The sequence below is a fragment of the Enterobacter sp. K510 genome (assembly GCF_055804875.1).
The window spans coordinates 199,304-225,144 of sequence record NZ_JBNRLQ010000006.1 but is presented as its reverse complement, the minus strand read 5'-3'; the positions used below and the strand labels follow the sequence as shown (position 1 = coordinate 225,144).

General features: G+C 58.1%; 22 protein-coding genes and 1 pseudogene. 15 read left to right on the top strand and 8 right to left on the bottom strand.

All coding sequences use genetic code 11. From position 1 onward, the window contains the following. The first annotated feature begins 26 nt into the window (after positions 1 to 26). Positions 27 to 926, top strand: a complete 900-nt coding sequence (gene nhaR, locus ACQUTD_RS12550; protein WP_473276366.1) for a transcriptional activator NhaR — start codon at positions 27 to 29, stop codon at positions 924 to 926. A gap of 49 nt (positions 927 to 975) precedes the next feature. On the opposite strand, the gene rpsT is transcribed toward nhaR, so the two are convergent. Further along, entirely contained in the window at positions 976 to 1,239 is a 264-nt protein-coding gene (gene rpsT, locus ACQUTD_RS12545) for a 30S ribosomal protein S20 (protein WP_002887965.1), read from the bottom strand. 107 nt (positions 1,240 to 1,346) lie between these two features. On the opposite strand from rpsT, the pseudogene ACQUTD_RS12540 reads away from it, so the two are divergent. The 10 genes and pseudogenes from ACQUTD_RS12540 to ACQUTD_RS12495 form a co-directional block, all read left to right on the top strand. Beyond that, positions 1,347 to 1,559: pseudogene (locus ACQUTD_RS12540) on the top strand (DUF2575 domain-containing protein); the annotation flags it as partial. Between the two features lie 7 nt (positions 1,560 to 1,566). Then, positions 1,567 to 2,505: a bifunctional riboflavin kinase/FAD synthetase gene (gene ribF, locus ACQUTD_RS12535; protein WP_072570478.1), complete on the top strand. Its 939-nt coding sequence runs from the start codon at positions 1,567 to 1,569 to the stop codon at positions 2,503 to 2,505. A 37-nt stretch (positions 2,506 to 2,542) separates the two neighbouring features. Next, positions 2,543 to 5,359: an isoleucine--tRNA ligase gene (gene ileS / locus ACQUTD_RS12530; protein WP_473276360.1), complete on the top strand. Its 2,817-nt coding sequence runs from the start codon at positions 2,543 to 2,545 to the stop codon at positions 5,357 to 5,359. Continuing rightward, positions 5,359 to 5,856 (top strand): signal peptidase II, encoded by a 498-nt coding sequence (lspA, locus tag ACQUTD_RS12525; protein WP_072570480.1) that lies wholly within the window; start codon positions 5,359 to 5,361, stop codon positions 5,854 to 5,856. The genes ileS and lspA overlap by 1 nt, the downstream gene beginning before the upstream one ends. Positions 5,857 to 5,956: 100 nt before the next feature. Further along, positions 5,957 to 6,406, top strand: a complete 450-nt coding sequence (gene fkpB / locus ACQUTD_RS12520) for an FKBP-type peptidyl-prolyl cis-trans isomerase (protein ID WP_088220739.1) — start codon at positions 5,957 to 5,959, stop codon at positions 6,404 to 6,406. A 1-nt stretch (position 6,407) separates the two neighbouring features. After that, positions 6,408 to 7,358, top strand: a complete 951-nt coding sequence (gene ispH / locus ACQUTD_RS12515; protein ID WP_072570482.1) for a 4-hydroxy-3-methylbut-2-enyl diphosphate reductase — start codon at positions 6,408 to 6,410, stop codon at positions 7,356 to 7,358. 164 nt (positions 7,359 to 7,522) lie between these two features. Continuing rightward, a complete protein-coding gene (locus tag ACQUTD_RS12510) occupies positions 7,523 to 8,080 on the top strand; it encodes a glucose-6-phosphate isomerase family protein (RefSeq protein ID WP_473276357.1) in 558 nt (185 codons plus the stop codon). Further along, positions 8,061 to 8,843, top strand: a complete 783-nt coding sequence (locus ACQUTD_RS12505; protein WP_473276355.1) for a glucose-6-phosphate isomerase family protein — start codon at positions 8,061 to 8,063, stop codon at positions 8,841 to 8,843. Before ACQUTD_RS12510 ends, ACQUTD_RS12505 begins: the two co-directional genes overlap by 20 nt. A gap of 97 nt (positions 8,844 to 8,940) precedes the next feature. After that, complete coding sequence (locus ACQUTD_RS12500; RefSeq protein ID WP_318364104.1) at positions 8,941 to 9,279, top strand: type II toxin-antitoxin system PrlF family antitoxin; 339 nt, start codon at positions 8,941 to 8,943, stop codon at positions 9,277 to 9,279. A gap of 5 nt (positions 9,280 to 9,284) precedes the next feature. Continuing rightward, on the top strand, positions 9,285 to 9,755 hold the full coding sequence (locus ACQUTD_RS12495) for a type II toxin-antitoxin system YhaV family toxin (protein WP_318364105.1): 471 nt from the start codon (positions 9,285 to 9,287) through the stop codon (positions 9,753 to 9,755). A gap of 21 nt (positions 9,756 to 9,776) precedes the next feature. Here ACQUTD_RS12495 and ACQUTD_RS12490 read toward each other — a convergent pair whose 3' ends face one another. Genes ACQUTD_RS12490 through ACQUTD_RS12460 form a run of 7 tightly spaced genes read right to left on the bottom strand, consistent with a single transcriptional unit; the run spans position 9,777 to position 18,695 of the window. Beyond that, positions 9,777 to 10,595: a PTS system mannose/fructose/sorbose family transporter subunit IID gene (locus ACQUTD_RS12490; protein ID WP_473276352.1), complete on the bottom strand. Its 819-nt coding sequence runs from the start codon at positions 10,593 to 10,595 to the stop codon at positions 9,777 to 9,779. Further along, positions 10,595 to 11,389 carry a PTS mannose/fructose/sorbose/N-acetylgalactosamine transporter subunit IIC gene (locus tag ACQUTD_RS12485; RefSeq protein ID WP_318364107.1) on the bottom strand — a complete coding sequence of 265 codons (795 nt, stop codon included), beginning with the start codon at positions 11,387 to 11,389 and terminating at the stop codon, positions 10,595 to 10,597. The genes ACQUTD_RS12490 and ACQUTD_RS12485 overlap by 1 nt, the downstream gene beginning before the upstream one ends. 9 nt (positions 11,390 to 11,398) lie before the next feature. Further along, positions 11,399 to 11,893 (bottom strand): PTS sugar transporter subunit IIB, encoded by a 495-nt coding sequence (locus ACQUTD_RS12480; RefSeq protein WP_318364108.1) that lies wholly within the window; start codon positions 11,891 to 11,893, stop codon positions 11,399 to 11,401. An 11-nt stretch (positions 11,894 to 11,904) separates the two neighbouring features. After that, the gene (locus tag ACQUTD_RS12475; protein ID WP_473276349.1) at positions 11,905 to 12,333 is read right to left on the bottom strand and encodes a PTS sugar transporter subunit IIA domain-containing protein; all 429 of its coding nucleotides are present in this window, start codon (positions 12,331 to 12,333) and stop codon (positions 11,905 to 11,907) included. A 2-nt stretch (positions 12,334 to 12,335) separates the two neighbouring features. Next, positions 12,336 to 14,078: a class I mannose-6-phosphate isomerase gene (locus ACQUTD_RS12470; protein ID WP_473276347.1), complete on the bottom strand. Its 1,743-nt coding sequence runs from the start codon at positions 14,076 to 14,078 to the stop codon at positions 12,336 to 12,338. After that, positions 14,075 to 16,726: a glycoside hydrolase family 38 N-terminal domain-containing protein gene (locus ACQUTD_RS12465; protein WP_473276345.1), complete on the bottom strand. Its 2,652-nt coding sequence runs from the start codon at positions 16,724 to 16,726 to the stop codon at positions 14,075 to 14,077. Before ACQUTD_RS12465 ends, ACQUTD_RS12470 begins: the two co-directional genes overlap by 4 nt. 4 nt (positions 16,727 to 16,730) lie before the next feature. Then, entirely contained in the window at positions 16,731 to 18,695 is a 1,965-nt protein-coding gene (locus tag ACQUTD_RS12460) for a fructose-specific PTS transporter subunit EIIC (RefSeq protein ID WP_473276343.1), read from the bottom strand. Positions 18,696 to 18,908: 213 nt separating this feature from the next. Between ACQUTD_RS12460 and ACQUTD_RS12455 the strand changes: the two genes are divergently transcribed. The 4 genes from ACQUTD_RS12455 to carB all read left to right on the top strand — a co-directional run bounded on the left by ACQUTD_RS12455 (position 18,909) and on the right by carB (position 25,720). After that, positions 18,909 to 19,916 carry a Mal regulon transcriptional regulator MalI gene (locus ACQUTD_RS12455; RefSeq protein ID WP_473276341.1) on the top strand — a complete coding sequence of 336 codons (1,008 nt, stop codon included), beginning with the start codon at positions 18,909 to 18,911 and terminating at the stop codon, positions 19,914 to 19,916. Between the two features lie 136 nt (positions 19,917 to 20,052). Next, complete coding sequence (gene dapB, locus ACQUTD_RS12450) at positions 20,053 to 20,874, top strand: 4-hydroxy-tetrahydrodipicolinate reductase (protein ID WP_473276339.1); 822 nt, start codon at positions 20,053 to 20,055, stop codon at positions 20,872 to 20,874. A gap of 454 nt (positions 20,875 to 21,328) precedes the next feature. Then, positions 21,329 to 22,477, top strand: coding sequence for a glutamine-hydrolyzing carbamoyl-phosphate synthase small subunit (gene carA / locus ACQUTD_RS12445; RefSeq protein ID WP_072570498.1), 1,149 nt, complete (start codon positions 21,329 to 21,331; stop codon positions 22,475 to 22,477). 18 nt (positions 22,478 to 22,495) lie between these two features. After that, a complete protein-coding gene (gene carB, locus ACQUTD_RS12440) occupies positions 22,496 to 25,720 on the top strand; it encodes a carbamoyl-phosphate synthase large subunit (RefSeq protein WP_473276337.1) in 3,225 nt (1,074 codons plus the stop codon). Positions 25,721 to 25,841 lie beyond the last annotated feature (121 nt).

Here is a 25,841-nt window from a genome sequence, read left to right as displayed (position 1 = left end):
TGCGCTGTCACGGGCAGGAGAAGGTTATGGCGCATATTAACTACAACCATCTGTACTACTTCTGGCAGGTCTATCAGCAGGGTTCGGTGGTCGGGGCGGCCGAGGTGCTGCACCTGACACCGCAGACCATCACCGGCCAGATCAAGGCGCTGGAAGATCGTTTACAGGGCAAGCTGTTTAAGCGTAAAGGCCGTGGCCTTGAACCCAGCGAGCTGGGGGAACTGGTTTTCCGCTACGCCGATAAGATGTTCACCCTCAGCCAGGAAATGCTCGATATCGTTAACTACCGTAAAGAGTCTAACCTGCTGTTTGATGTGGGCGTGGCGGATGCCCTGTCGAAACGGCTGGTCAGCGGCGTGCTGGACGCGGCGGTGGTGGAAAATGAGCAAATTCATCTGCGCTGTTTTGAATCCACCCATGAAATGCTGCTGGAGCAGCTCAGCCAGCACAAGCTGGATATGATCATCTCGGACTGCCCGATCGATTCCACGCAGGAAGAGGGGCTGTTCTCGGTGAAGATTGGCGAGTGCGGCGTCAGCTTCTGGTGTCTTAACCCGCCGCCTGCCAGGCCTTTTCCAGGCTGCCTTGAAGAACGCCGGTTATTAATTCCCGGCCGTCGCTCGATGCTCGGGCGTAAGCTGCTCAACTGGTTTAGTTCGCAGGGGCTGGAGGTGGAAATTCTGGGGGAGTTTGATGATGCGGCGCTGATGAAAGCCTTTGGCGCGGCGCATAACGCTATTTTTGTCGCCCCGACGCTTTACGCCCAGGACTTCTATGCCGACGAGCACATGATTGAGATAGGACGGGTGGAGAACATCATGGAGGAGTATCACGCGATTTTTGCCGAACGCATGATCCAGCATCCCGCCGTGCAGCGTATCTGTAACCGGGACTACTCGACGCTCTTTACTTTACCGCAGACGTAAAAAAACCCGCCTGAGCGGGTTTCTTCAACAAAGTACAACAAGCGGGCGATTAAGCCAGTTTGTTGATCTGCGCGGTCAGGTTAGCCTTATGACGCGCTGCTTTGTTTTTGTGGATCAGACCTTTAGCGGCCTGACGATCCACGATCGGTTGCATTTCGTTAAATGCTTTCTGCGCAGCTGCTTTGTCGCCAGCTTCAATCGCTGCGTATACTTTCTTGATGAAAGTACGCATCATAGAGCGACGGCTTGCGTTGTGCTTGCGTGCCTTTTCAGACTGAACGGCGCGCTTCTTAGCTGATTTGATATTAGCCAAGGTCCAACTCCCAAATATGATCTATGTGGACAATTCAAAGGCCGAGGAATATGCCCTCTTAGCCTTCTTTTGTCAATGGATTTGTGCAAATAAGCGCCGCTGCGTAGCGACACTCGTTACGTGTGATGGCGCAGGATTCTACCAGCAAGCCGCGCGTAGATACAGCTTTTCCGCCATAAAAATCACAGGCAAGGGGCAGTTTTTTCGCATGCCTGACATAAGCACAATGAAATCAACACAGCTTTCTGTTTACGAAGGCCAATCGCCGGTTAACCTTGAACGCTGTACAAGGTATACTCTGCCGATTTCCCCGTTTTTGAGCCAGACATGAAGCTGATACGCGGCATACATAATCTCAGCCAGGCCCCGCGCGGGTGTGTGCTGACTATTGGTAATTTCGACGGCGTGCATCGTGGTCATCAGGCCCTGATCGAGGGGCTGCGTGAAGAAGGCCGCGCACGTGGTTTACCGGTTGTGGTGATGATTTTTGAGCCGCAGCCGCTGGAGCTGTTCGCGGGCGATAAAGCGCCCGCCCGCCTGACGCGCCTGCGTGACAAGCTGCGTTATCTGGCCGAATGCGGCGTGGATTACGTGCTGTGCGTGCGCTTCGACAGGCGCTTTGCCGCGCTGACGGCGCAAAACTTCGTCAGCGATTTGCTGGTTGACCGCCTCGGCGTGCAGTTCCTCGCTGTGGGGGATGATTTCCGCTATGGCGCTGGTCGTCAGGGCGATTTCTTGTTATTACAGAAGGCCGGGCTGGAGTATGGTTTTGACGTCACCAGCACGCAAACCTTCTGTCAGGATGGCGTACGCGTCAGCAGCACGGCGGTGCGTCAGGCGCTGGCGAACGACGACATCGCGCTGGCGGAAAGCCTGTTAGGCCATCCTTTTACAATTTCCGGGCGCGTGGTGCATGGCGATGCGCTGGGCCGCACCATCGGCTTCCCGACGGCGAATATCCCGCTGCGCCGCCAGGTCTCCCCGGTTAAAGGGGTCTATGCCGTTGAAGTAACGGGGCTGGGCGATAAACCCCTGCCGGGCGTGGCCAATATCGGTACGCGACCCACGGTGGCAGGCGTGCGCCAGCAGCTGGAAGTGCATCTGTTAGACGTTGTAATGGACCTCTACGGACGCCATATAGATGTCATACTGCGAAAAAAAATCCGCAGTGAGCAGCGATTTGCCTCGCTGGATGAACTCAAAGCGCAAATTGCGCGAGATGAATTAACCGCCCGCGAGTTTTTAGGGCTACAAAACCCGGCGTAACGCCAACATATGTTTTAAATACGGAACCGAGAATCTGATGAGTGACTATAAATCTACCCTGAATTTGCCGGAAACAGGGTTCCCGATGCGTGGCGATCTCGCCAAACGCGAGCCGGGAATGCTGGCGCGCTGGACCGATGATGATCTGTACGGCATCATCCGTGCGGCGAAAAAAGGCAAAAAAACCTTCATTCTGCATGATGGCCCTCCCTATGCGAATGGCAGCATTCATATTGGTCACTCGGTTAACAAGATTCTGAAAGACATTATCGTGAAGTCCAAAGGACTCGCGGGCTATGATTCGCCTTATGTTCCGGGCTGGGACTGCCACGGTCTGCCGATCGAGCTGAAAGTGGAGCAGGAATTCGGTAAGCCGGGCGAGAAGTTCACCGCCGCAGAATTCCGCGCCAAGTGCCGCGAATACGCCGCAAGCCAGGTTAACGGTCAGCGTGAAGACTTTATCCGTCTGGGCGTGCTGGGCGACTGGTCGCACCCGTACCTGACCATGGACTTCAAAACCGAAGCCAATATCATCCGCGCGCTGGGTAAAATCATCGGCAACGGTCACCTGCTGAAAGGCGCGAAGCCGGTACACTGGTGCGTTGACTGCCGCTCTGCGCTGGCAGAAGCGGAAGTGGAGTATTACGACAAAACCTCTCCATCCATTGACGTCGCCTTCCAGGCTGTCGATCAGGACGCGGTCAAAGCCAAATTCGGCCTGCCGGGCGTAGCTGGCCCGATCTCGCTGGTGATCTGGACCACCACCCCGTGGACGCTGCCTGCTAACCGCGCGATCTCCCTGTCGCCGGAATTCGATTACGCGCTGGTGCAGATTGACGGCCAGGCGCTGATCCTCGCCAAAGATCTGGTCGAGAGCGTAATGAAACGCATCGGCGTGACCGATTACAGCGTGCTGGGCACCGTGAACGGCGCAGAACTTGAGCTGATGCGTTTTGCGCATCCGTTTATGGGCTTTGACGTACCGGCCATCCTTGGCGATCACGTAACCCTCGACGCCGGTACCGGCGCGGTACATACCGCTGGCGGCCATGGCCCTGACGACTACACCATCAGCCAGAAATACGGTCTGGAAATCGCCAACCCGGTTGGCCCGGACGGTACCTATCTGGCGGGCACTTACCCGACGCTGGACGGTCTGAACGTTTTCAAAGCCAACGACACCATCGTTGAGCTGCTGCGTGAAAAAGGCGCGCTGCTGCACGTCGAAAAAATGCAGCACAGCTATCCGTGCTGCTGGCGTCACAAAACGCCGATCATCTTCCGTGCCACCCCGCAGTGGTTTATCAGCATGGATCAGAAAGGCCTGCGCGCGCAGTCGCTGTCTGAGATCAAAGGCGTGCAGTGGATCCCGGACTGGGGCCAGGCGCGTATCGAATCCATGGTCGCTAACCGTCCTGACTGGTGTATCTCCCGTCAGCGTACCTGGGGCGTGCCGATGTCGCTGTTCGTGCATAAAGACACCGAAGAGCTGCACCCGCGCACCCTGGAACTGATGGAAGAAGTGGCGAAACGTGTTGAAGTTGACGGTATCCAGGCCTGGTGGGATCTCGATGCGAAAGAGATCATGGGCGATGACGCCGACAACTACGTGAAAGTGCCGGATACGCTGGACGTCTGGTTCGATTCCGGATCCACGCACTCCTCCGTTGTGGATGTGCGTCCGGAATTTGCCGGTCACGCGGCGGATATGTATCTGGAAGGCTCCGACCAGCACCGCGGCTGGTTCATGTCCTCCCTGATGATCTCCACCGCCATGAAAGGTAAAGCGCCGTATCGCCAGGTACTGACCCACGGTTTCACCGTTGATGGCCAGGGCCGCAAGATGTCCAAATCTATCGGCAACACCGTGTCGCCGCAGGATGTGATGAACAAACTCGGCGCGGATATTCTGCGTCTGTGGGTGGCCTCTACCGATTACACCGGCGAAATGGCGGTGTCTGACGAGATCCTCAAACGCGCTGCCGACAGCTATCGCCGTATCCGTAACACCGCGCGCTTCCTGCTGGCGAACCTGAACGGGTTCAACCCGGCAACCGACATGGTGAAACCGGAAGAGATGGTGGTGCTGGATCGCTGGGCGGTAGGCTGCGCGCAGGCGGCGCAGGACGATATTCTGAAGGCGTATGAGTCTTACGATTTCCACGAAGTGGTACAGCGCCTGATGCGCTTCTGCTCTGTTGAAATGGGCTCGTTCTACCTCGACATCATCAAAGATCGCCAGTACACCGCGAAAGCAGACAGCGTGGCCCGCCGCAGCTGTCAGACCGCGCTGTACCACATTGCCGAAGCGCTGGTGCGCTGGATGGCGCCGATCATGTCCTTCACCGCCGATGAAATCTGGGGCTACCTGCCAGGCGATCGCGAAAAATACGTCTTCACCGGCGAATGGTACCAGGGCCTGTTTGGTCTGGCGGAAACTGAAGCCATGAACGACGCGTTCTGGAGCGAGCTGCTGAAAGTGCGCGGCGAAGTGAACAAGGTGATCGAGCAGGCGCGTGCTGATAAAAAAGTCGGCGGTTCGCTGGAAGCGGCAGTCACCCTGTACGCAGAACCTGAACTGGCGTCTAAACTGACGGCGCTGGGTGATGAATTACGATTTGTCCTGTTGACCTCCGGGGCCGCGGTTGCCGATTATGCAACCGCGTCCGACGACGCCCAACAGAGCGAACTGCTCAAGGGACTGAAAGTGTCGCTCAGCAAAGCCGAAGGCGAAAAATGCCCGCGCTGCTGGCATTACACGACCGACGTCGGCAAGGTGGCGGAACACGCAGATATCTGCGGACGCTGTGTCAGCAACATCGCCGGTGACGGTGAAAAACGTAAGTTCGCCTGATGAGTAAACCGATCTTTTCAACAGGGCTGCGCTGGTTGTGGCTGGTAGTGGTCGTGCTGATTATCGATCTGGGCAGTAAATTCCTGATCCTCCAGAACTTTGCTCTGGGGGATACGGTATCGCTGTTCCCGTCGCTTAATCTGCATTATGCGCGTAACTATGGCGCGGCGTTCAGTTTCCTCGCCGACAGCGGCGGCTGGCAGCGCTGGTTCTTTGCCGGTATCGCCCTTGGCATTTGCGTGATCCTCATGGTCATGATGTATCGCGCAAAGGCGTCACAGAAGCTGAACAACATTGCCTATGCGCTGATCATTGGCGGTGCGCTGGGTAATCTGTTCGACCGTTTGTGGCACGGTTTTGTGGTCGACATGATCGATTTCTACGTCGGCAACTGGCATTTCGCGACCTTTAATCTGGCCGATACGGCCATTTGCATTGGCGCGGCGCTGATCGTGCTGGAAGGATTTTTGCCTTCCCGCGCGAAAAAACTCGCATAACCAATCGCCGGGCGGCGCTACGCTTGCACCGGCCTACGATCCCTGTAGGCCCGGTAAGCGAAGCGCCACCGGGCAACAAAATTTAAATAGAGCAACCTGCATGTCTGAATCGATACAGAGCAACAGCGCAGTACTGGTGCACTTCACCTTAAAACTTGAAGATGGCTCCACTGCGGAATCCACCCGTAACAACGGCAAACCCGCGCTGTTTCGTCTGGGCGACGGGTCGCTCTCCGAAGGGCTGGAACAGCATCTGCTGGGGCTGAAAGCGGGCGATAAAAAAGCCTTCTCGCTGGAGCCGGATGCGGCTTTCGGGGTCGTCAGCCCCGATCTGATCCAGTATTTCTCCCGTCGTGAGTTTATGGACGCGGGCGAGCCGGAAATCGGCGCAATCATGTTATTTACCGCAATGGATGGCAGCGAAATGCCCGGCGTGATCCGCGAAATTAACGGCGATTCCATTACCGTTGATTTCAACCATCCGCTGGCGAACCAGACCGTCCATTTTGATATTGAAGTGCTGGAAGTCGATCCGGTACTGGAGGCATAACATGCAGATCCTGTTGGCTAACCCGCGCGGTTTCTGCGCTGGCGTAGACCGCGCTATCAGCATTGTTGAAAACGCGCTGGCGATTTACGGCGCGCCGATTTATGTGCGTCATGAAGTGGTGCATAACCGCTACGTGGTGGACAGCCTGCGCGAGCGCGGGGCGATTTTTATCGAGCAGATCAGCGAAGTGCCGGACGGCGCGATCCTGATTTTCTCGGCGCATGGCGTTTCGCAGGCGGTACGTAACGAAGCGAAAAGCCGCGATTTAACCGTCTTTGACGCCACCTGTCCGCTGGTCACTAAAGTGCATATGGAAGTGGCGCGCGCCAGCCGCCGCGGCGAAGAGTCCATTCTGATTGGTCACGCCGGTCATCCGGAAGTGGAAGGCACCATGGGGCAGTACAGCAACCCGAAAGGCGGCATGTATCTGGTGGAATCCCCGGACGACGTCTTCACGCTGAACGTCAAAGACGAAAGTAAGCTGTCGTTTATGACCCAGACCACGCTGTCGGTGGACGATACCTCTGAAGTGATCGACGCCCTGCGCGTGCGTTTCCCGAAAATCGTCGGGCCGCGCAAAGACGATATCTGTTACGCCACCACTAACCGGCAGGAAGCGGTGCGCGCCCTGGCGGAGCAGGCGGACGTGGTGCTGGTGGTGGGGTCGAAAAACTCCTCCAACTCCAACCGTCTGGCAGAGCTGGCGCAGCGCATGGGTAAAGCGGCGTACCTCATTGACGATGCCGACGACATTCAGGAAGCCTGGGTCGCCAGCGCTGCCTGTGTGGGCGTCACCGCAGGCGCTTCCGCGCCGGATATTCTGGTGCAGAACGTCATCAAGCGCTTACAGGCGCTGGGCGGCGGCGAAGCTATTCCGCTGGAAGGCCGCGAAGAGAATATCGTTTTTGAAGTGCCGAAAGAACTGCGTGTCGACGTGAAAGAAGTTCACTAACGCACAGGTTACGCATAAAACGCCAATGCCAGCCGGTGAAAACCCGCTGGCATTTTTATTTAACGCCCCTGTGATCCCTGCATCAAAATGCGCAGCCTTCACATTAAGTTAATCGATTAACCTGCTACTGTTATTGGGTTGTTCTCCTCGGGCCGGAGATAACCATGAAACCTTCTTTACCTCTGCCGCCGCAGGTGGCATGGGCCAGCGGCGCATTAGCCAATGGCTCGCGCATCCGTAAATCGACCTGCCTTCACCAGCTGGAGGGCGTATTCGCCGATACGCTCGCCTTCCATCAATGCGATCCGCACCAGTGCGTCTATGTCGTGGAGATGTTTGACTCCCCGACCGCCGACGGGGCGCTGTACGTTGGCGTCACTCACCTCTACCCCGGCAAAGTAGGCGATGAATACTTTATGACGCGGGGTCATTTTCACCAGCGCCGCGAACAGGGCGAAGTCTATTTCGGGCTGCGCGGCAGCGGCGTGCTGTTGCTGCAAAATGAGCAGGGGGAGGCGCGGCTGGAGAGGGTCATGCCCGGATCCGTACACATCATTCCCGGTTTTACCGCCCATCGTCTGATCAATACCGGCACAGAAACCCTCTCGGCGCTGGCAGTCTGGCCGTGCAGCGCCGGGCACGATTACGCCGCGCTCAGCAGCGGTTTTGCGCTGCGCATCACCGATGAAAGCGAGGTATGCCATGGCAGAACAGCCGTTTGATTGCGGTCTGGATATGACTGTCTATCGTCAGCCGCTGGGGTTCAGCTATGGCGGAGAGGTCATCGGCCCGCTGGCGGAGATCCGCACGCTCGATCAGATCCGCGCTTCGCTGCGCGATCCGCACTGCCGCGGCCCGAATGAGGTGTACGCCATCGCGATGGATGTGGCGCGCATTCAGGATCGCGACGAGCTGAAAAAACGCATGCTGCTGTTCGGTGTGGTGACCTACGCCGCCGGGCAACTGGGCGACGAGCCGGTACGCAGCCAGGGGCACGTACACCGTATCAGCCAGCACAGCGGCTGGTCGCCGCCGGAGCTGTACGAGATCTGGCAGGGCAGGGCGATTATCTATATGCAGGAGTATGTGGCGGACGATCCGGGCCGCTGCTTTGCGGTGATCGCCGGTCCTGGCGAGAAAGTGCTGGTTCCCCCAGGCTGGGGACATGCCACCATTTCCGCCAGCCCGGATGAACCCTTAACTTTCGGTGCCTGGTGCGATCGCGAATACGGCTTCGAGTACGATGCCGTGCGGGCGCATAAGGGGCTGGCGTGGTATCCGCTGTTACAGGAAAAACAGATTATCTGGCAGCATAACCCGCACTACGCGCCGGGACGCTTACAGGCGATCACCCCCCGGCGCTACAGCGAATTCGGCATTACTGCCGCGCCGCTCTATCAGCAGTTTATTGACGATCCGGCGCGCTTCCAGTTTATCTCCCGCCCCGATAAAGCCGCAGATCGGTGGCTGGATTTCCATCCGTAACAGACTGGCAATCCGATAATGCAATTGCATTACCCGGCTTGCCAGACTAAAATTGGCTGATAATTAAACACCATCGCTATGAAACACAGGTGACACTATGTACACGTTTGCTGAGGCTGCGCTGGAGGTGGATTCTAAACTTACCGCCCGTAGCCAGACCACCATCCCGGCGCCTGTACGTGAAGCGCTCCAGCTAACGCCGGGGAAAGACCGCATTCACTATGAAATCCTGCCGGGCGGCAAAGTGGTGATGAGCCGACTGGCAGAAGACGAGGAGGATCCCATCATGAATGCTTTTCTGGCGTTTCTCGCAAAGGATATGGAAGAAAATCCGTCCCGCTTACAGCCACTGAATATGACCACCTTTGAACAGGGCCGCAGCCTGGTTGCGGGTATGACCGTGAATATCGATGACGACATCACTGACGACGAGTAACAGGAATGGTTGCAATCATCAATGGATGGACAGTATACGCACACCCGTGCTTTCAGGACGTTTACGATGCGCTGGTGGCGGAAGTCACCGAACTGAAAAGGCGTTTTCCAGATACATATCAGCAGAAAAAAGCCACTAAACTGCTGGCGGTGGTGCATCAGGTTATTGAACAGGGAATTACCGTCAATCCCGCCAATCCGGCTTACGCCCAGGGGCGCACGCTGGGCGACAAATACCTTAAATGGTCCCGCGCCAAATTTGGTGCCGCCCGCTATCGCCTGTTTTTCCGCTACAGCCTCAGCCAGAAAGTGATCGTGCTGGGCTGGATGAACGACGAAACCACGCTACGCGCTTACCACAGCAAAACGGATGCTTATGAAGTCTTCCGCAAAATGCTCAGAAAAAAGCGTCCGCCGACCGACTGGGACGTGCTCATCAAGGAGTCTGTCGCCTTTCGCGAAACCCCGGCCGGGTGAGCTGGCGTCACCCGGCAAACCTTATCCCGCGAATACTCCGCTCACGACGCCTGCGGCAGCCAGCGCCAGCAACAGCAGCATCGCTTTTACCGGCGACACGCCGCGTTTCGCCATCAGGTACCAGGTGCCGAGCACCACGATGAGCGGTAAGAGCTGCGGGAAAATACCGTCCAGCATCTGCTGCACATGAATATTCACCCCGTCCTTAGTGATAAACTCAAGCCCGGTGCCGAGCTTAACGTAGCTTGCCGCCACGCCGCCCATCACAAATACGCCGAGCAGCGACAGCGCTTCCCGCAGGCGGGTGGATTTACTGCTCACCAGCATCTCCACCGAGCCGGATCCCATTTTGTAGCCTTTCAAAAACAGGAACCATGAACCGGGAATGATGATCGCCAGCCAGGCGACGGCATAAAACAGCGGCCCGATGGCGCTGCCGCCCGCCGCCAGCGCCATGCCGATACTGAGCAGGATCGGGATCAGCATACCGGGGATCATCGAATCGCCGATGCCCGCCACCGGCCCCATCAGACCCACCTTCAGCGTGTTGATCATGTCGCCGTCAATGGGTTCGCCGTTAGCTTTTTTCTCCTCCAGCCCCAGCACCATGCCGTTCACAATGGCTCCTAGCTGCGGCTCGGTGTTATAAAAAGACGCATGACGGCGCAGCATTTCCTGGCGTTCGGCGGCATCCGGATAAAGCTTTTTCGCCACCGGCAGCATACTCAGGCAGAAGCCGAAGGATTCCAGACGCTCAAAACTCATGGATGACAGATTGTGCATCATCCACGCCCGCCAGCAGCGGCGCAGATCGGTTCGGGTAAGGGTGCGGTTTTCCATCAGAATTCATCCTCATCATCGACCGGCGCGGTCGCCACAGGCTGCGCGGGTTCCGGTTTGTAGTTGTAGTGGATCAGCGCCAGCAGCGCGCCGACGATCACCAGCGCGACCATATTGAGTTTTAAAAAGACGATGCAGACGAAGCCGACCAGAAAGTAGATCAGCATGCTGTAATTTTTGATGATCTGCTTAAGCAGAATGGCAATCCCCACCGCAGGCAGAATGCCGCCCAGCACGTTCATGCTGGAAAGCACCACTTTCGGCAGGCTGTCCATAAAGGCGCTGATGTACTGCGCGCCGAAGTAGACGGCAATAAATGTCGGCACGAAGCGTAAAACAAAGTTCGTCGCCTGCGGCCAGAGGGCGCTGTTGAGCCACAGGCCGCGCTCGTCACCGCGCTCCAGCGCCACATCCGCGCGGTGATTCCAGAATGAATTCAGCACCATCATGGCGTTAAACAAAATGGTTCCGGCGATGCCGATGGTCGCCGCCAGCGCTACCGCCACTTCCGGTCCCTGGCCGGAAAGTATACCCAGCGCAATCGCCGGATAAGCCACAAAATTCAGATCGGCGGGCATCGAGCCGCCCGGCGTTACCATGGCGATATACACCGCCTGCACCGCCACGCCGATGATAATGCCGGTTTGCATATCCCCCAGGATCAGCCCCACCAGCATCCCGGATACCAGCGGACGGGTGATCAGATACCAGCCGCCGGTTAAGCCCAGCAGCCAGGGGCTGCTCAGCGCGCCCAGATAACACAGCAGGCCAATCAGTATCGCCTCGATAAACATACTGCCCCCTTATTTCAGTTTCTGGCGGGCGTCCTGCCAGCGGTAGCTGTTGGCATCCGGCACCAGGCGAAACTCAATCAGATGCCCGTGCGCGGCCAGCCAGTCAAAGGCGGCGATCTCATCGGCGTTCACCGACTGATTCGGACCGATGGTGGTGGTATCCGCGCGGGCGCTCATCGGCCCGACGTTGATTTTGCCGTTGGCGTTTTGCAGGTTGATCCCGGCCTGCGCCAGGCGTTGCAGCGTGACCGGTGATTTGCCGATCACGAAGTAATGCTTCTCACTGGCGATGACCTTCGGCAGTTTTTCAATCGCCGTGGCGGTATCGAACAGCCACACTTTGATGTCCTGAACCGCCCCTTTCATCACCGAGGAAAGCAGCGGATCGGCCGCGACGGCATCATCAATGGCGATAATGCCATCGCAGGGCAGCTCTTTGGCCCAGCGCGTGACGAGCTGCCCGTGAATGACGCGATCGTCAATACGCACAAAAGAAAGACTCATAGCAGGCTCCTTCAAAAATCATCGGATGGATCAGAAATGACAGGGACGGCTTTGACGAGCGTCGGCAGCGCCAGCGCCAGCAGCCGATCCGCCGCAATATGGACGTCAGTAAAATGATTGATCTCCTCGCTTTGCAGCAGCATGGGAAAGCTCACCCCCGCCAGCACCGCGACCGGCGGCGTAGTGTGCGGGGAAAAGGCGTACTGGCAGGCGACGTTCCACGGCGTGCCGCTTTGCAGATCGCACAGCACCAGCACACCGTCGGCGTGCTCGCTTGCGCGGGCCAGCTCGCGGGCGAAATCGCGCTTAAAACCGTCGATACCCGCCTGCTCGCTGAGCGTAACGCTGGAAACCTGCGGCAGCTCGCCGTACACCATACGGCTGCTGCTCAGCAGCGCCTCCGCCAGCGGGCCATGGGTGGCAATGATCACGTTTATCATCTTTACCCCCTGACCCATGCTTTGAGGGTGGCGAGCGGCTGCCCGTCGCTGTCGCCGCCGGGCGAAATGCGGTACTCGCCAACGGCGGCGGGAATAATGAACGTTTCGGCGTAATGCACCACAAAAGGCGCAAAGGCCCCGTCCGGGCTGTCGACGAGCGCTTCTGCGCCCTCCACCAGGTTGAGCACGTTAACGCCGCCCTCTGTATGATGCGTAACCGGCGCGGTAAACCAGTGGCGGCGGGTTTCGATGAATTCCCGTTCATGCAGCCCGGTGCGCTCCTCGCGCCAGCCGTCGCCTTCATCTACCGGTTCGATACGGTTGACCAGATGCTTATGCACCCAGGCGGTATCACGCTGCCAGTCGATCACCTGCGCGCCGTGCTGCAGATGCACCGGGCGCGGCAGGCCGTCCATCCCCACGCGATCCCAGTCCCACAGCTTGAAGGTGAAAATATAGGGCGTGGCGCTGACTTCCAGCACCATGGTGCCCGCGCCGGAGCAGTGCACCGTGCCCGCCGGGATCAGGAAGTGATCGTGTTTGCGCGCCGGGATCGGATTTACAAAGCGGGCGTCGTCGAAGCGCTTTTCTCCCCGGCTGGCGGCGTGCAGATCGTCCAGCATTGCCTGCGGATCGATGCCGGTTTTCGTGCCGAGATAGACCACCGCCTCCGGCGTCGCGTCCAGAATGTAGTAACTCTCATCCTGGGTGTAATGCATACCAAACTGCTGCTGAATGTATTCCGTCAGCGGATGCACCTGCAGACTCAGATGCTGGCCGCCGATGGTATCGAGAAAATCAAAACGGATCGGGAACTCCGCGCCAAAACGGGCGTGGACTTTTTCACCCAGCAGCGCGCGGGGTTGTAGCAGCACCAGATCCTGAGCGGGGATCTCGATCCGCACAGCGCCAAACCGTAGCAACAGGCTGTTTTCCTCGGGCACGCAGTCAAAACACCAGGCATAGTTTGGTTTTGTGGGATCGAGATCGAATTGCTGTTTCATCCACTGGCCGCCCCACACGCCAGGGTCGAAAAAGGGCATTACGCGAAATGGTTGCTGTACGGTCTGCGCCAGCCCGCCGCGAAACGCCTCGCCGCTGACCAGCGCAGGGGCATCACAAACGGTGGTATCCAGCAGAAAATCGGCACGTTTAAGCAGCGGCGTTTTGTGGCGATCGAACACCCGCCACTCAATAAAAAAAGCGCGCTTGTAGCGACGCAGAATATCCTCATCGGCGTTATCAAAGCCCCAGTTGCCCAGCTCGCCGCTGCGCATCCGCTGCTGAATTTCCCAGCGCGGCAGATCGGCGTAAACCAGCACATCGCCGGGGTGCACCAGCGCCGCGCCGGGGCCATAGATCACCGTCAGGCCGTCATGGCCCTCGCTCACCTGCTGGCGCAGCGCCTGGAGTTTTTCGTTATCAAAGAATTCCACAAGCTGGTGGCAGGAGAGCACGCCAAACACCCGGTCGTCCGTAAGATGACGCGCCAGCAGATGATGCAGTTCCTGCGCATCCCGGCGGGCGCTTTCCACGTTAATCACCCGTGCGGCCCCGAGCGCGGGCAGCAGGGTTTCTTCCAGCTCGCGCAATCGCACGCCTGGATAGCAGTCGATCACCAGTACGCCGCCCGCCAGCGCGCGCGCCTGCAATACCTCGCCGATGGCGTTCCAGCCCGCCCACGCCTGATGGTCATAGCCGTGCACGCGTACTTCCGGGAACTTGTCATAGATTGAGCGGGTCATTGTGCTTCTCCTGTCACTATCGCCAGCGTCAGGTAATCGACGGGGGCGATTAGCGCGTCATCGCGCAGTGGCGTGCGCCGGGTTTCGTTTAACGACAGCTGATAGATCCGGCTGCCCGGCGGAACGGTCAGCGAGCAGATTTCCGGCTGCGGCGTGGGGTTAAACAGCCGCACCAGGGTTTCACCGTCGCGCGCGCCGGGGCGGCACATGCTGAGGAACAGGCGTGGATTGCCGCAGGCGATCAGTTGTGCCTCTGGCGGCAGACCGTGGGGCGCAATCGGCAGGGTAAAGCGCTCCAGGCGCTCCTCAAAGGTATTGAGTTTTTGTACCTGGTAGGTGAGGTAGTGCTCGCGGTAATCCCGGCAGGCGCTGAATATGGCCGCCTCATCCTGCGGGCCATCCAGCAGCAGCGCATAGTCGAATTCCATCTCCTGCAGCATCTGCGCGTCCGGCGTTTCAACGACTTTGTTATTGATGCCGGAGGCCCGGCCAGGCCGCCACAGGGTATCGTCTTTCCCGAGCAGGCCGACGCTGCGAAACAGCGTCAGCGCCAGGGTATCGCTCTCCGGCAGCACCTCGTACTCTTTGATGCCTTTGGTTATCACGCCGAAACAGTGCTGTTCATCCTGCAGATAAACCATGTTTTCCAGGGTGTAGATGGGCATCGGTTTTTCCACAAAGCCCAGCTCGCGCCACTGTGCAACGTAAGGGTTCACCGTTTCGCGGCGAATAATACTGAAGCCCTGATCGGCAAAGGAATAGTTGGGCTGCTCCACCGGCGTTTTCAGGTGCACCCGCAAACGGTGCTCCGTGGCGGCGTTGATCAACTGATGATGCACGCGCACAAAACCTTCGCCGTCGCGCAGCTCAAGCGTAGTGGCGATAGCCATTTTTTGCCGGGCGATCCCTGCCTGGCGCTCCGCCATATTCGCGGTCAGGGTGAGGGCGGATCGCAGCGTCAGGCGCGATACCTGCGCGCTGCTTTCACAGGTCACAACATGGAATTCCCGGCAGGTGAGCGGCTGCTCGTCCGCCAGCGGCGCGAAGTCGAACTCGTCACCGTTATCACCGCAATCGACAAAGGTTAAAAAATCTTCCACGCGCTGGCCGGTCTGTTTGTTCTCCAGCGTCAGCACGCCGGAGGCGAGGCTGATGCGGTAGCGGGCGTTTTCAATTACCGGCAGGTCGCGCCGCGCCAGCCGGGCGCAGGATTGCTGCTCCTCCACCCGTAACGTCTGATAGCCGAGGCCCGGCAGCGACGGCGGGCGAAAGAGGATCTCGCTACGGTAGTAGTCGGCCACCGGTTCGAGTTTTTCGCCCGCGGCGGTGACGATCACCACCTGGCCGCCGGAGAGTTTTTGCTGTTGCAGCAGGGTGCTCTCCACCGCCACGCCGTTCTGCGTCAGGATAAAATCGGGTTGTTGGGTAAAGATCACCGCGCGGACAAGCTGTTGCAGCGGGCTGATGTCACAGTTGAATACCACCAGCAGACGTTCATCCGCCAGCTGGCGGGCGATCTGATAGCTGATTTTCTTTTTCAGCACGTTAAGCAGGCTCAGCGCCGAGCGCTCGACGCTGATCAGCCGGTTTTTAATGTTCTGATTCACCGCATCGGCGTTGGTGGCCTCAATGCCATTATGCGCATGGGCGGCGAACAGCGTTTTCCACATGCTGTCGATAACCGGCTGCGGGTAGGTCACGCCGAGGTGCGAGGCAACCGCCATCAGCGGCTCCAGTTGATCGAGCAGCAGATGCTCCGTCTGCCAGGTCTGGCGTTTGATGTCGTAGCGCGTGGAGTGGCAGGTGCGGTGGATACGCGATTTCTGACAGGCCACCAGCTCGCCGTCAATGACGTTGCTGAAGGGCGCGTCTGCCCAGGCGTCACGCAGATAACTTTCGTAATCGGTCATATGAAAGTGATAGGGCGTGTCCAGTTCATTCAGCGCCTTCACCGTCTGTGGAAACTGCGCGTTCGCCAGCACCTGATCGCCACCGGCAGGCAGCAGCAGTTTGTCGGTGCTGCGGTTAAGATCGGTTAAACGGTCGAGGATCGGCAGCAGCCGGTGCTCCACATAATCCGCCTCGGTGGATAAAAATTTCCCCGGCCCGTAGCCGAAATACAGACAACAGGCAGGCAGCGTTTTTTGATTTGGCGCGCGCCACAGGAAATTCAGATCGCCCTTAAGCTGGTCGGTATACACGCCGCGCTGCAATACCGCGTAGTCGATCCCCAGATCGCCGAAAATCGCCGGTAAATACGCATGCTGGCCGAAAATATCCGGCAGATAGCCGACGTTCATACTGTGACCAAAGCGCTGCGCCGTGGCGATGCCGTACTGCAGATTGCGGATCAGGGATTCGGTGCGGATCAGCAGGGAATCGCACTGCGTATACCACGGCCCGACGAACAGCCGCCGCTGACTGATGAGCGCCTCCAGCCGCGGGCCGTTTTCCGGGCGCACCTGTAAATACTCGTCCAGCACCACTGCCAGCCCGTCAAAGGTGAAGGAGGGGAATGTTGGATCGCGCTCCAGCAGGTGGATCAGATAATCCATATTCTCTGTCAGCAGAATATGGGAGTCCTCGCAGGTGAAATACCACTCCGCATCCCAGTGGCAGTGCGCCACCACATAAACCTCTTTTTTCATCGTTTTATCTCAGCTGTTCAATATGCATTTTGCCGGCGCGGATCAGCGCGTAGCGCACGAAGACGTTGGTCAGGGCGATAAAGCTAATGCCCGCCGCCATGCCGCACAGGTAGGCGGGCAGGTTCTGCACCAGCGGCCAGCCCCAGATGGCGGGCAGCGGATACCACTGCACCGATCCCAGGGTGATGGCCGTCAGCGCGCCGATCACCGCGCCGGTGATATTGATGGAAATGGTAATCAGCGGATTTTTCAGCATGAAGGGGATCGCCCCTTCGCCGATGGCGAGAAAACCCAGGATCAATGAGGTGGTGCCGGTGATGCGCTGGTTTTCATCAAACACGCGCTGGCGAACGATCATGCGGTCAATCAGCGTCGCCAGCCCGATGCCGATGGGCGGGATCACGATCCCCAGCACGCGGGCGGTAAGGGGATAGATATGGTCGGCGGCAAGGCCGATGGCGATCGCTCCGGCGGATTTGTTGACCGGCCCGCCAAGATCAAAGGCGGTGAGGGAGGCGATGAGCGCCGCCAGCATCAATGTGCTGCCGCTGCCGTGCGCCACGATCATCTGCTGCAACCACTGGTTAATGCCGCCAAATACCGGATCGACAAAGCTGTAGTTGATAAAGAAAATCGCCAGCGCAGAGAGGCCGGGCACGATCAGCATCGGCTTCATCGCCTGTAAATGTTTGTGCAGGCGGATATGGGTATTCAGATAGTCCGCAAGGAAACCGGCGATCATGCCGAGGATCAGCGCGCCGAGAAAACCCGACGGAATGCCGCCGCTTACCGACCAGAAGGTGTAATGCAGGCCACCGGCGAAGGCGCCGCCGATAAGGCCCGGCACCAGGCCGGGGCGGTCGGCAATGCTGTAGGCCATGTAAGCGGCGAAGACCGGATACATAAACTTCATGATCATGTTGCCGTACTGCGTCAGAAAGTGGCAGAGCACCAGCGCGGTGCTATCGCTCTTTGCATAGCTGGCGCTGCCGATATCCGTCACCCCGAGCAGGCTGGCGGTTAACTGGCCGACGCCGATCATCAGCCCTGCGGCGACGATCACCGGGATCATGTACGAGATACCGCTGGATACACCCTGATACAGGCGGGCGAGAAAGGATTTCTCCCGCGTGCGCGACTCGCTGTTGCCGCCGTCAGCGCTGACAATGCCGTCCGGCTGGCGCAGCAGGCGGTCGATCAGGCCGTCTGCGTCTTTTAAAGGTTCTGACACCGAGGTGGCGATATAGGGCTTGCCGTTAAAACGCGCTTTGCCTTTTGGCGGCAGGGTGGCGGCGAAAATCACCCCCACGGCGGCGGCAATTTGCGCGTCGGTAACTTCATCTTCGGTGCCGTTGGCCCCCTGTTTTTCGCTCCATACCTGAATGCCCCGCGCCGCGCCCGCTTTTTCCAGTGCTTCCGCCGCCATATAGGTATGCGCGATGCCCGCCGGGCAGGAGGTGATAACAATCAAGCTTTGGCCGCCGGCAGTCACCGGCGTGCTGGCGCGGGGAGCGTTGGTGTCATCCAGCAGCGTAAGAAAATCCTCCACCGTCGCCGCTGCTTTCAGCGCCGTCACCCGCTGCTCATCCATCAGCGACAGGCTGAGGGTGGAGAGCAGGCGCAGATGTCCGGCGTCATCGCCGAAGGGCACCGCCAGCAAAAAGATCAGCTCCACCTGATCTTCACCGTCCATGGTGGGCCAGTCGCGCACCGGCTGCGTAACGCGCGCCACCGCAAAGGCGGGGCGGGCGACCACGGCAGATTTGCCGTGAGGAATGGCAACGCCCTGTTCAAAGCCGGTTTCCGACAGCTTCTCCCGCTGCCAGACCGCCTCCAGAAACGCCGCCTTATCGCTGACTTTGCCTTCGTCATACAGGCGCTGGCAAAGCTGATCCAGAATGGTCGCGCGATCGCGCCACGGCTGATCCAGCAGGATCAAGCGTTCAGATGTGATGCTGCGTAGTGACATAACCCCTCCCCATAAATGACATCCGTGCCTGCTGCGCGGGTGGTTTTTAATCAGGTTAATCGATTAACTTTAAAAATGAAGGCTGGTTAACGCGATTAACCCGGCAGAATCCACATTAAGACACCGGTTACCGCCAGGAATGTGAGGACTATCACCGGACAAAAGCCTCTGCTATGGTTATTCGATTAACCTTCACAGGATGAGGAGCAGGCAATGGCGACGATCACGCTGGCGCAGGTGGCGGCAAGGGCAGGGGTATCAACGGCGACCGTGTCAATGGTGCTGCGTAACCGCGGGCGTATTTCCCCGTCCACGCGGCAGCGGGTGCTGAAAGCGCTGGATGAGTCCGGCTATGTCTATAACCAGACGGCGGCCAACCTGCGTAACCGCAGCAGTAATCAGGTCGGACTGCTGCTGCACGACATCACCAATCCCTTTTATGGCGAAATGACCGCAGGCTTAAGTCACGAAATGGAGCGCCACGATCTGCTGCTGTTTCTGGCGAACAGCGAGGAGTCCGGCGAGCGGCAGCAAAAATTTGTCGATTCCCTGATGCGCAATAACGCCTGCGGCATGGTGCTGTGCGCCGCACGGGAAACGCCGTCGTCATTCTTTGACGCCCTTAAGCGCCGTAACATTCCGGCGATCATGGTGGTGCGACCGGCAAGCGATCCGCAGTTTGATTTTGTCGGCACCGATAATTTTCTTGGCACGCAAATGGCGACCCGTCACCTGCTCGGCCTCGGGCACCGTCATATCGCCTTTATCGGCGGCAGCGCCAGCTCCGGTACCCGGGCGCAGCGCATCGGCGGCTTTACCAGCACGTTGCTTGAGAAGGGCATTTCGCCGGAACCGGCCTGGCTGGTGACCTCGCAGGCCAGCCAGAGCGATGGGGCGCGCGTGGCGCAGGCGCTGCTGACGCAGTACCCGCAGATCACCGCAGCGGTCTGCTATCAGGATATTGTGGCCCTCGGCGTGATGCAGGCGCTGCGAAAAATGGGCCGCGAAGTGGGGCGTGACTTTGCGCTGGTGGGCTTTGACGATATTACTGAAGCCGCGCTGGTGCAGCCTGCGCTCACCACCGTATCGGTGGCGGCGAAAGAGATTGGCCGTAAAGCCGGGGAGCTGCTGTACAGTCGCATTCAGGGCAATGATGAGCCGCCCCAGCGCATTATTTTACCGCCCGCGCTGGTGGTCAGGGAGTCCTGCGGCTTTCGCTGATCATCATGCCTTTTACTGATATTTTTCGGCGTATATCATTAAATTCTAATATCGACGTTTTTGGCTGGTCGCCCCGCGCGGGGCTGGTTACTCTGAAAACGTTTTTTCAGCATTTCATTAACAAAAGAGTACAACTATGCAAGAGGCAAACATCCGCGTGGCCATCGCGGGAGCCGGTGGCCGTATGGGTCGCCAGCTGATCCAGGCGGCACTGGCAATGGAAGGCGTGGCGCTCGGCGCGGCCCTTGAGCGCGACGGATCGTCGCTGCTCGGCAGCGATGCGGGTGAACTGGCGGGCGCGGGCAAAACCGGCGTTACCGTGCAGAGCGATCTTGAGGCCGTGAAAGACGATTTTGATGTCTTTATCGATTTTACCCGCCCGGAAGGCACGCTGGCGCATCTGGCCTTCTGCCGCGAGCACGGCAAGGGCATGGTGATTGGCACCACCGGCTTTGACGACGCGGGCAAAGCGGCCATCAGCGAGGCCGCACGGGACATCGCTATCGTCTTTGCGGCGAACTTCAGCGTCGGCGTGAACGTGATGCTTAAGCTGCTGGAGAAGGCCGCCAAAGTGATGGGCGATTACACCGACATCGAAATTATCGAAGCGCATCATCGCCACAAAGTGGATGCGCCATCAGGCACGGCACTGGCAATGGGCGAAGCCATTGCTCAGGCGATGGATAAAGATCTGAAGGCGTGCGCGGTGTACAGCCGTGAAGGGTACACCGGTGAACGCGTGCCGGGCAGCATCGGTTTTGCCACCGTGCGCGCAGGCGACATCGTGGGTGAACATACGGCGATGTTCGCCGATATCGGCGAGCGCATTGAAATTACGCACAAAGCCTCCAGCCGGATGACCTTTGCCAATGGTGCGGTTCGCTCGGCATTGTGGCTAAAATCTAAGCAAAACGGTCTTTTTGATATGCGTGATGTGCTGGATCTCAACAATTTATAGCTATTATTACCTCTCGTGATGTGGTTGTGGTAATCATAATTAATTGATTACATGGGGCAATATTTTATTGCCCCTTTATTTTTGCTCTTCATTGATATTTTTCTATTAAACCTCTAAAAGTTGCAATCTTCTTCGGTTTATTTGTTTCTGTAATGTAAATTTTGACCATCTGGTCCGGTTTTGCAGGGTGCCAGACAAATATTTCCAGTTTTCTAACCGCGCAAGCGTTTTCCTGCCTGATATAGCTGATCTTTTCACTGCCTTTGCCTTCTGTGGTTTGTCAGAGGCGCAAAAACATAAATAAAAATGGTCAATCGGGTAGACTTTTGTCTCACCTGTCTCTAGAATGCCGCCGTTTGCCGAAAATTCGCGGGTAAGCAGATTTGCATTGATTCACGGGCTCATTATGAATTAATATGCAAATAAAGTGAGTGAATATTCTCTGGAGGGTGTTTTGATTAAGTCAGCGCTATTGGTTCTGGAAGACGGAACCCAGTTTTACGGTCGGGCCATAGGGGCAACAGGTTCGGCGGTTGGGGAAGTCGTTTTCAATACTTCAATGACCGGTTATCAAGAAATCCTCACTGATCCTTCCTACTCCCGCCAAATCGTTACTCTTACTTATCCTCATATCGGTAATGTCGGCACCAATGCTGCTGACGAAGAATCCTCTCAGGTACATGCGCAAGGCCTCGTCATCCGTGACCTGCCGCTGATTGCCAGCAACTACCGCAATCAGGAAGATCTCTCCTCTTATCTGAAACGCCATAACATCGTGGCGATTGCCGATATCGATACCCGTAAGCTGACGCGTCTGCTGCGTGAGAAAGGGGCGCAAAACGGCTGCATTATCGCCGGTGATAATCCGGACGCAGCGCTGGCGCTGGAAAAAGCGAAAGCCTTCCCGGGTCTTAACGGTATGGATTTGGCGAAAGTCGTGTCCACCCAGGAGAGCTACAGCTGGACGCAGGGGAGCTGGACGCTTGAAGGCGAGCTGCCCGAAGCCCGCGCCGAAAGCGAGCTGCCGTTCCACGTGGTGGCCTACGACTACGGCGCGAAGCGCAACATTCTGCGCATGCTGGTGGATCGCGGCTGCCGTCTGACGGTTGTCCCGGCGCAAACCCCGGCGGAAGAGGTGCTGAAAATGAACCCGGACGGCATCTTCCTCTCCAACGGTCCCGGCGACCCGGCACCGTGCGATTACGCCATTGAGGCGATTAAAACGTTTCTCGACACCGATATTCCGGTGTTCGGTATCTGCCTCGGCCATCAGCTGCTGGCGCTGGCCAGCGGTGCCAAAACCGTGAAGATGAAATTCGGTCACCACGGCGGTAACCACCCGGTGAAAGACGTGGAAAACAACGTGGTGATGATCACCGCCCAGAACCACGGTTTTGCGGTGGACGAGTCCACCATGCCGTCAACCCTGCGCGTGACCCACAAGTCGCTGTTCGACGGCACGCTACAGGGCATCCATCGTAACGATAAACCGGCGTTCAGCTTCCAGGGCCACCCGGAAGCCAGCCCCGGCCCGCACGATGCCGCGCCGCTGTTCGACCACTTTATTGAACTGATCAAGACTTACCGTTCTGTCGCCAAATAATCAGGAGCCATAAAAGCCATGCCAAAACGTACAGACATAAAAAGCATCCTGATCCTTGGCGCTGGCCCGATTGTTATCGGCCAGGCCTGTGAGTTCGACTATTCCGGCGCGCAGGCGTGTAAAGCGCTGCGTGAAGAGGGTTACCGCGTTATTCTGGTGAACTCTAACCCGGCCACCATCATGACCGACCCGGAAATGGCCGATGCCACCTATATTGAGCCTATCCACTGGGAAGTGGTGCGCAAAATCATCGAAAAAGAGCGTCCGGACGCGGTGCTGCCAACCATGGGCGGCCAGACGGCGCTGAACTGCGCGCTGGAGCTGGAACGTCAGGGCGTACTGGAAGAATTCGGCGTGACCATGATTGGCGCGACCGCCGACGCCATTGATAAAGCCGAAGACCGCCGCCGTTTCGACATCGCCATGAAGAAAATCGGCCTCGATACCGCCCGCTCCGGCATTGCGCACAATATGGAAGAAGCGCTGGCGGTTGCCGCTGACGTGGGTTATCCGTGCATTATTCGTCCGTCCTTTACCATGGGCGGCACCGGCGGCGGTATCGCTTACAACCGCGAAGAGTTTGAAGAAATCTGCTCCCGCGGCCTCGACCTCTCGCCGACCAAAGAGCTGCTGATCGATGAATCGCTGATTGGCTGGAAAGAGTACGAAATGGAAGTGGTGCGTGATAAGAACGACAACTGCATCATCGTCTGCTCCATCGAAAACTTCGATGCCATGGGCATCCACACCGGCGACTCCATCACCGTTGCGCCAGCGCAGACCCTGACCGACAAAGAGTATCAGATCATGCGTAACGCCTCGATGGCGGTGCTGCGTGAAATCGGCGTCGAAACCGGCGGCTCTAACGTCCAGTTCTCGGTGAACCCGAAAAACGGTCGCCTGATTGTTATCGAAATGAACCCGCGCGTTTCCCGCTCCTCGGCGCTGGCCTCGAAAGCCACCGGCTTCCCGATTGCTAAAGTGGCGGCGAAACTGGCGGTAGGTTACACGCTGGACGAACTGATGAACGACATCACCGGTGGCCGTACTCCGGCCTCGTTCGAGCCGTCCATCGACTATGTTGTCACCAAGATCCCACGCTTTAACTTCGAAAAATTCGTCGGCGCTAACGACCGCCTGACCACGCAGATGAAATCCGTCGGCGAAGTGATGGCGATTGGCCGCACCCAGCAGGAGTCGCTGCAAAAAGCGCTGCGCGGTCTGGAAGTGGGCGCGACTGGCTTTGACCCGAAAGTGAGCCTTGACGATCCGGAAGCGCTGACCAAAATCCGCCGTGAACTGAAAGACGCAGGCGCCGAGCGTATCTGGTATATCGCCGACGCCTTCCGCGCCGGGCTGTCCGTCGACGGCGTGTTCAACCTGACCAACATCGACCGCTGGTTCCTGGTGCAGATTGAAGAGCTGGTGCGTCTGGAGGAGAAAGTCGCGGAAGTGGGCATTAACGGCCTCGACGCGGATTTCCTGCGTACCCTGAAGCGTAAAGGCTTTGCCGATGCGCGTCTGGCAACCCTGGCGGGCGTGCGCGAAGCCGAAGTGCGTAAGCTGCGTGAGCAGTACAACCTGCACCCGGTTTACAAGCGCGTGGATACCTGTGCGGCGGAGTTCTCCACCGACACCGCGTACATGTACTCCACCTATGAAGAAGAGTGCGAATCGAACCCGAATCCGGATCGCGAAAAAATCATGGTGCTGGGCGGCGGGCCGAACCGTATCGGTCAGGGCATTGAGTTTGACTACTGCTGCGTACATGCCTCGCTGGCGCTGCGCGAAGATGGTTATGAAACCATTATGGTGAACTGTAACCCGGAAACCGTCTCCACCGATTACGACACCTCCGACCGTCTGTACTTTGAGCCGGTAACGCTGGAAGACGTGCTGGAAATCGTGCGTATCGAGAAGCCGAAAGGCGTGATTGTGCAGTACGGCGGCCAGACCCCGCTGAAACTGGCGCGTGCGCTTGAAGCCGCCGGTGTACCGGTTATCGGCACCAGCCCGGATGCCATCGACCGCGCCGAAGACCGCGAACGTTTCCAGCAGGCGGTGGATCGTCTGAAGCTGAAGCAACCGGCGAATGCGACCGTGACGGCCATCGAAATGGCGGTCGAGAAAGCGAAAGAGATTGGCTACCCGCTGGTGGTGCGCCCGTCCTACGTGCTCGGCGGCCGCGCGATGGAAATCGTTTATGACGAAGTGGATCTGCGTCGCTACTTTATGACCGCCGTCAGCGTCTCCAACGATGCGCCGGTGCTGCTGGACCGCTTCCTGGACGATGCAGTGGAAGTGGACGTTGACGCCATCTGCGACGGCGAAATGGTGCTGATTGGCGGCATCATGGAGCACATCGAACAGGCTGGCGTGCACTCCGGCGACTCCGCCTGCTCTCTGCCAGCCTACACGCTGAGCCAGGAGATCCAGGACGTGATGCGCCAGCAGGTGCAGAAGCTGGCCTTCGAGTTGCAGGTGCGCGGCCTGATGAACGTGCAGTTTGCGGTGAAAGACAACGAAGTCTACCTGATTGAAGTGAACCCGCGTGCGGCGCGTACCGTGCCGTTCGTCTCCAAAGCCACCGGCGTGCCGCTGGCGAAAGTGGCAGCGCGCGTGATGGCAGGTAAATCGCTGGCCGAGCAGGGCGTGACCAAAGAGATCATCCCGCCGTACTACTCGGTGAAAGAAGTGGTGCTGCCGTTCAACAAGTTCCCGGGCGTTGACCCGCTGTTAGGGCCGGAAATGCGCTCTACCGGTGAAGTGATGGGCGTGGGGCGGACCTTTGCGGAAGCCTTTGCCAAAGCGCAGCTGGGCAGCAACTCGACCATGAAGAAAACCGGTCGCGCACTGCTGTCGGTGCGTGAAGGCGATAAAGAGCGCGTGGTGGATCTGGCGGCCAAACTGCTCAAGCAGGGCTTCGAGCTGGATGCCACCCACGGCACCGCGATTGTGCTGGGTGAAGCCGGAATCAACCCGCGTCTGGTGAACAAGGTGCATGAAGGCCGTCCGCACATTCAGGATCGTATCAAGAATGGCGAATACACCTACATCATCAACACCACCGCAGGCCGTCAGGCGATTGAAGATTCCAAACTCATCCGCCGCAGCGCGCTGCAATATAAAGTGCATTACGACACCACCCTGAACGGCGGCTTCGCCACCGCGATGGCGCTGAATGCCGATGCCACCGAGAAAGTGATTTCAGTGCAGGAAATGCACGCGCAGATCGGTAAGTAATATCTCTGCCCTGAGAAGCCCGGTGAGTGTACGCCCACCGGGCTTTTTTATTGGCTCAGCTGCAGGGGGAGATAAGTTTTTTAATAAACTTACATTTTTGTTGTGGTTATTTACATAAATT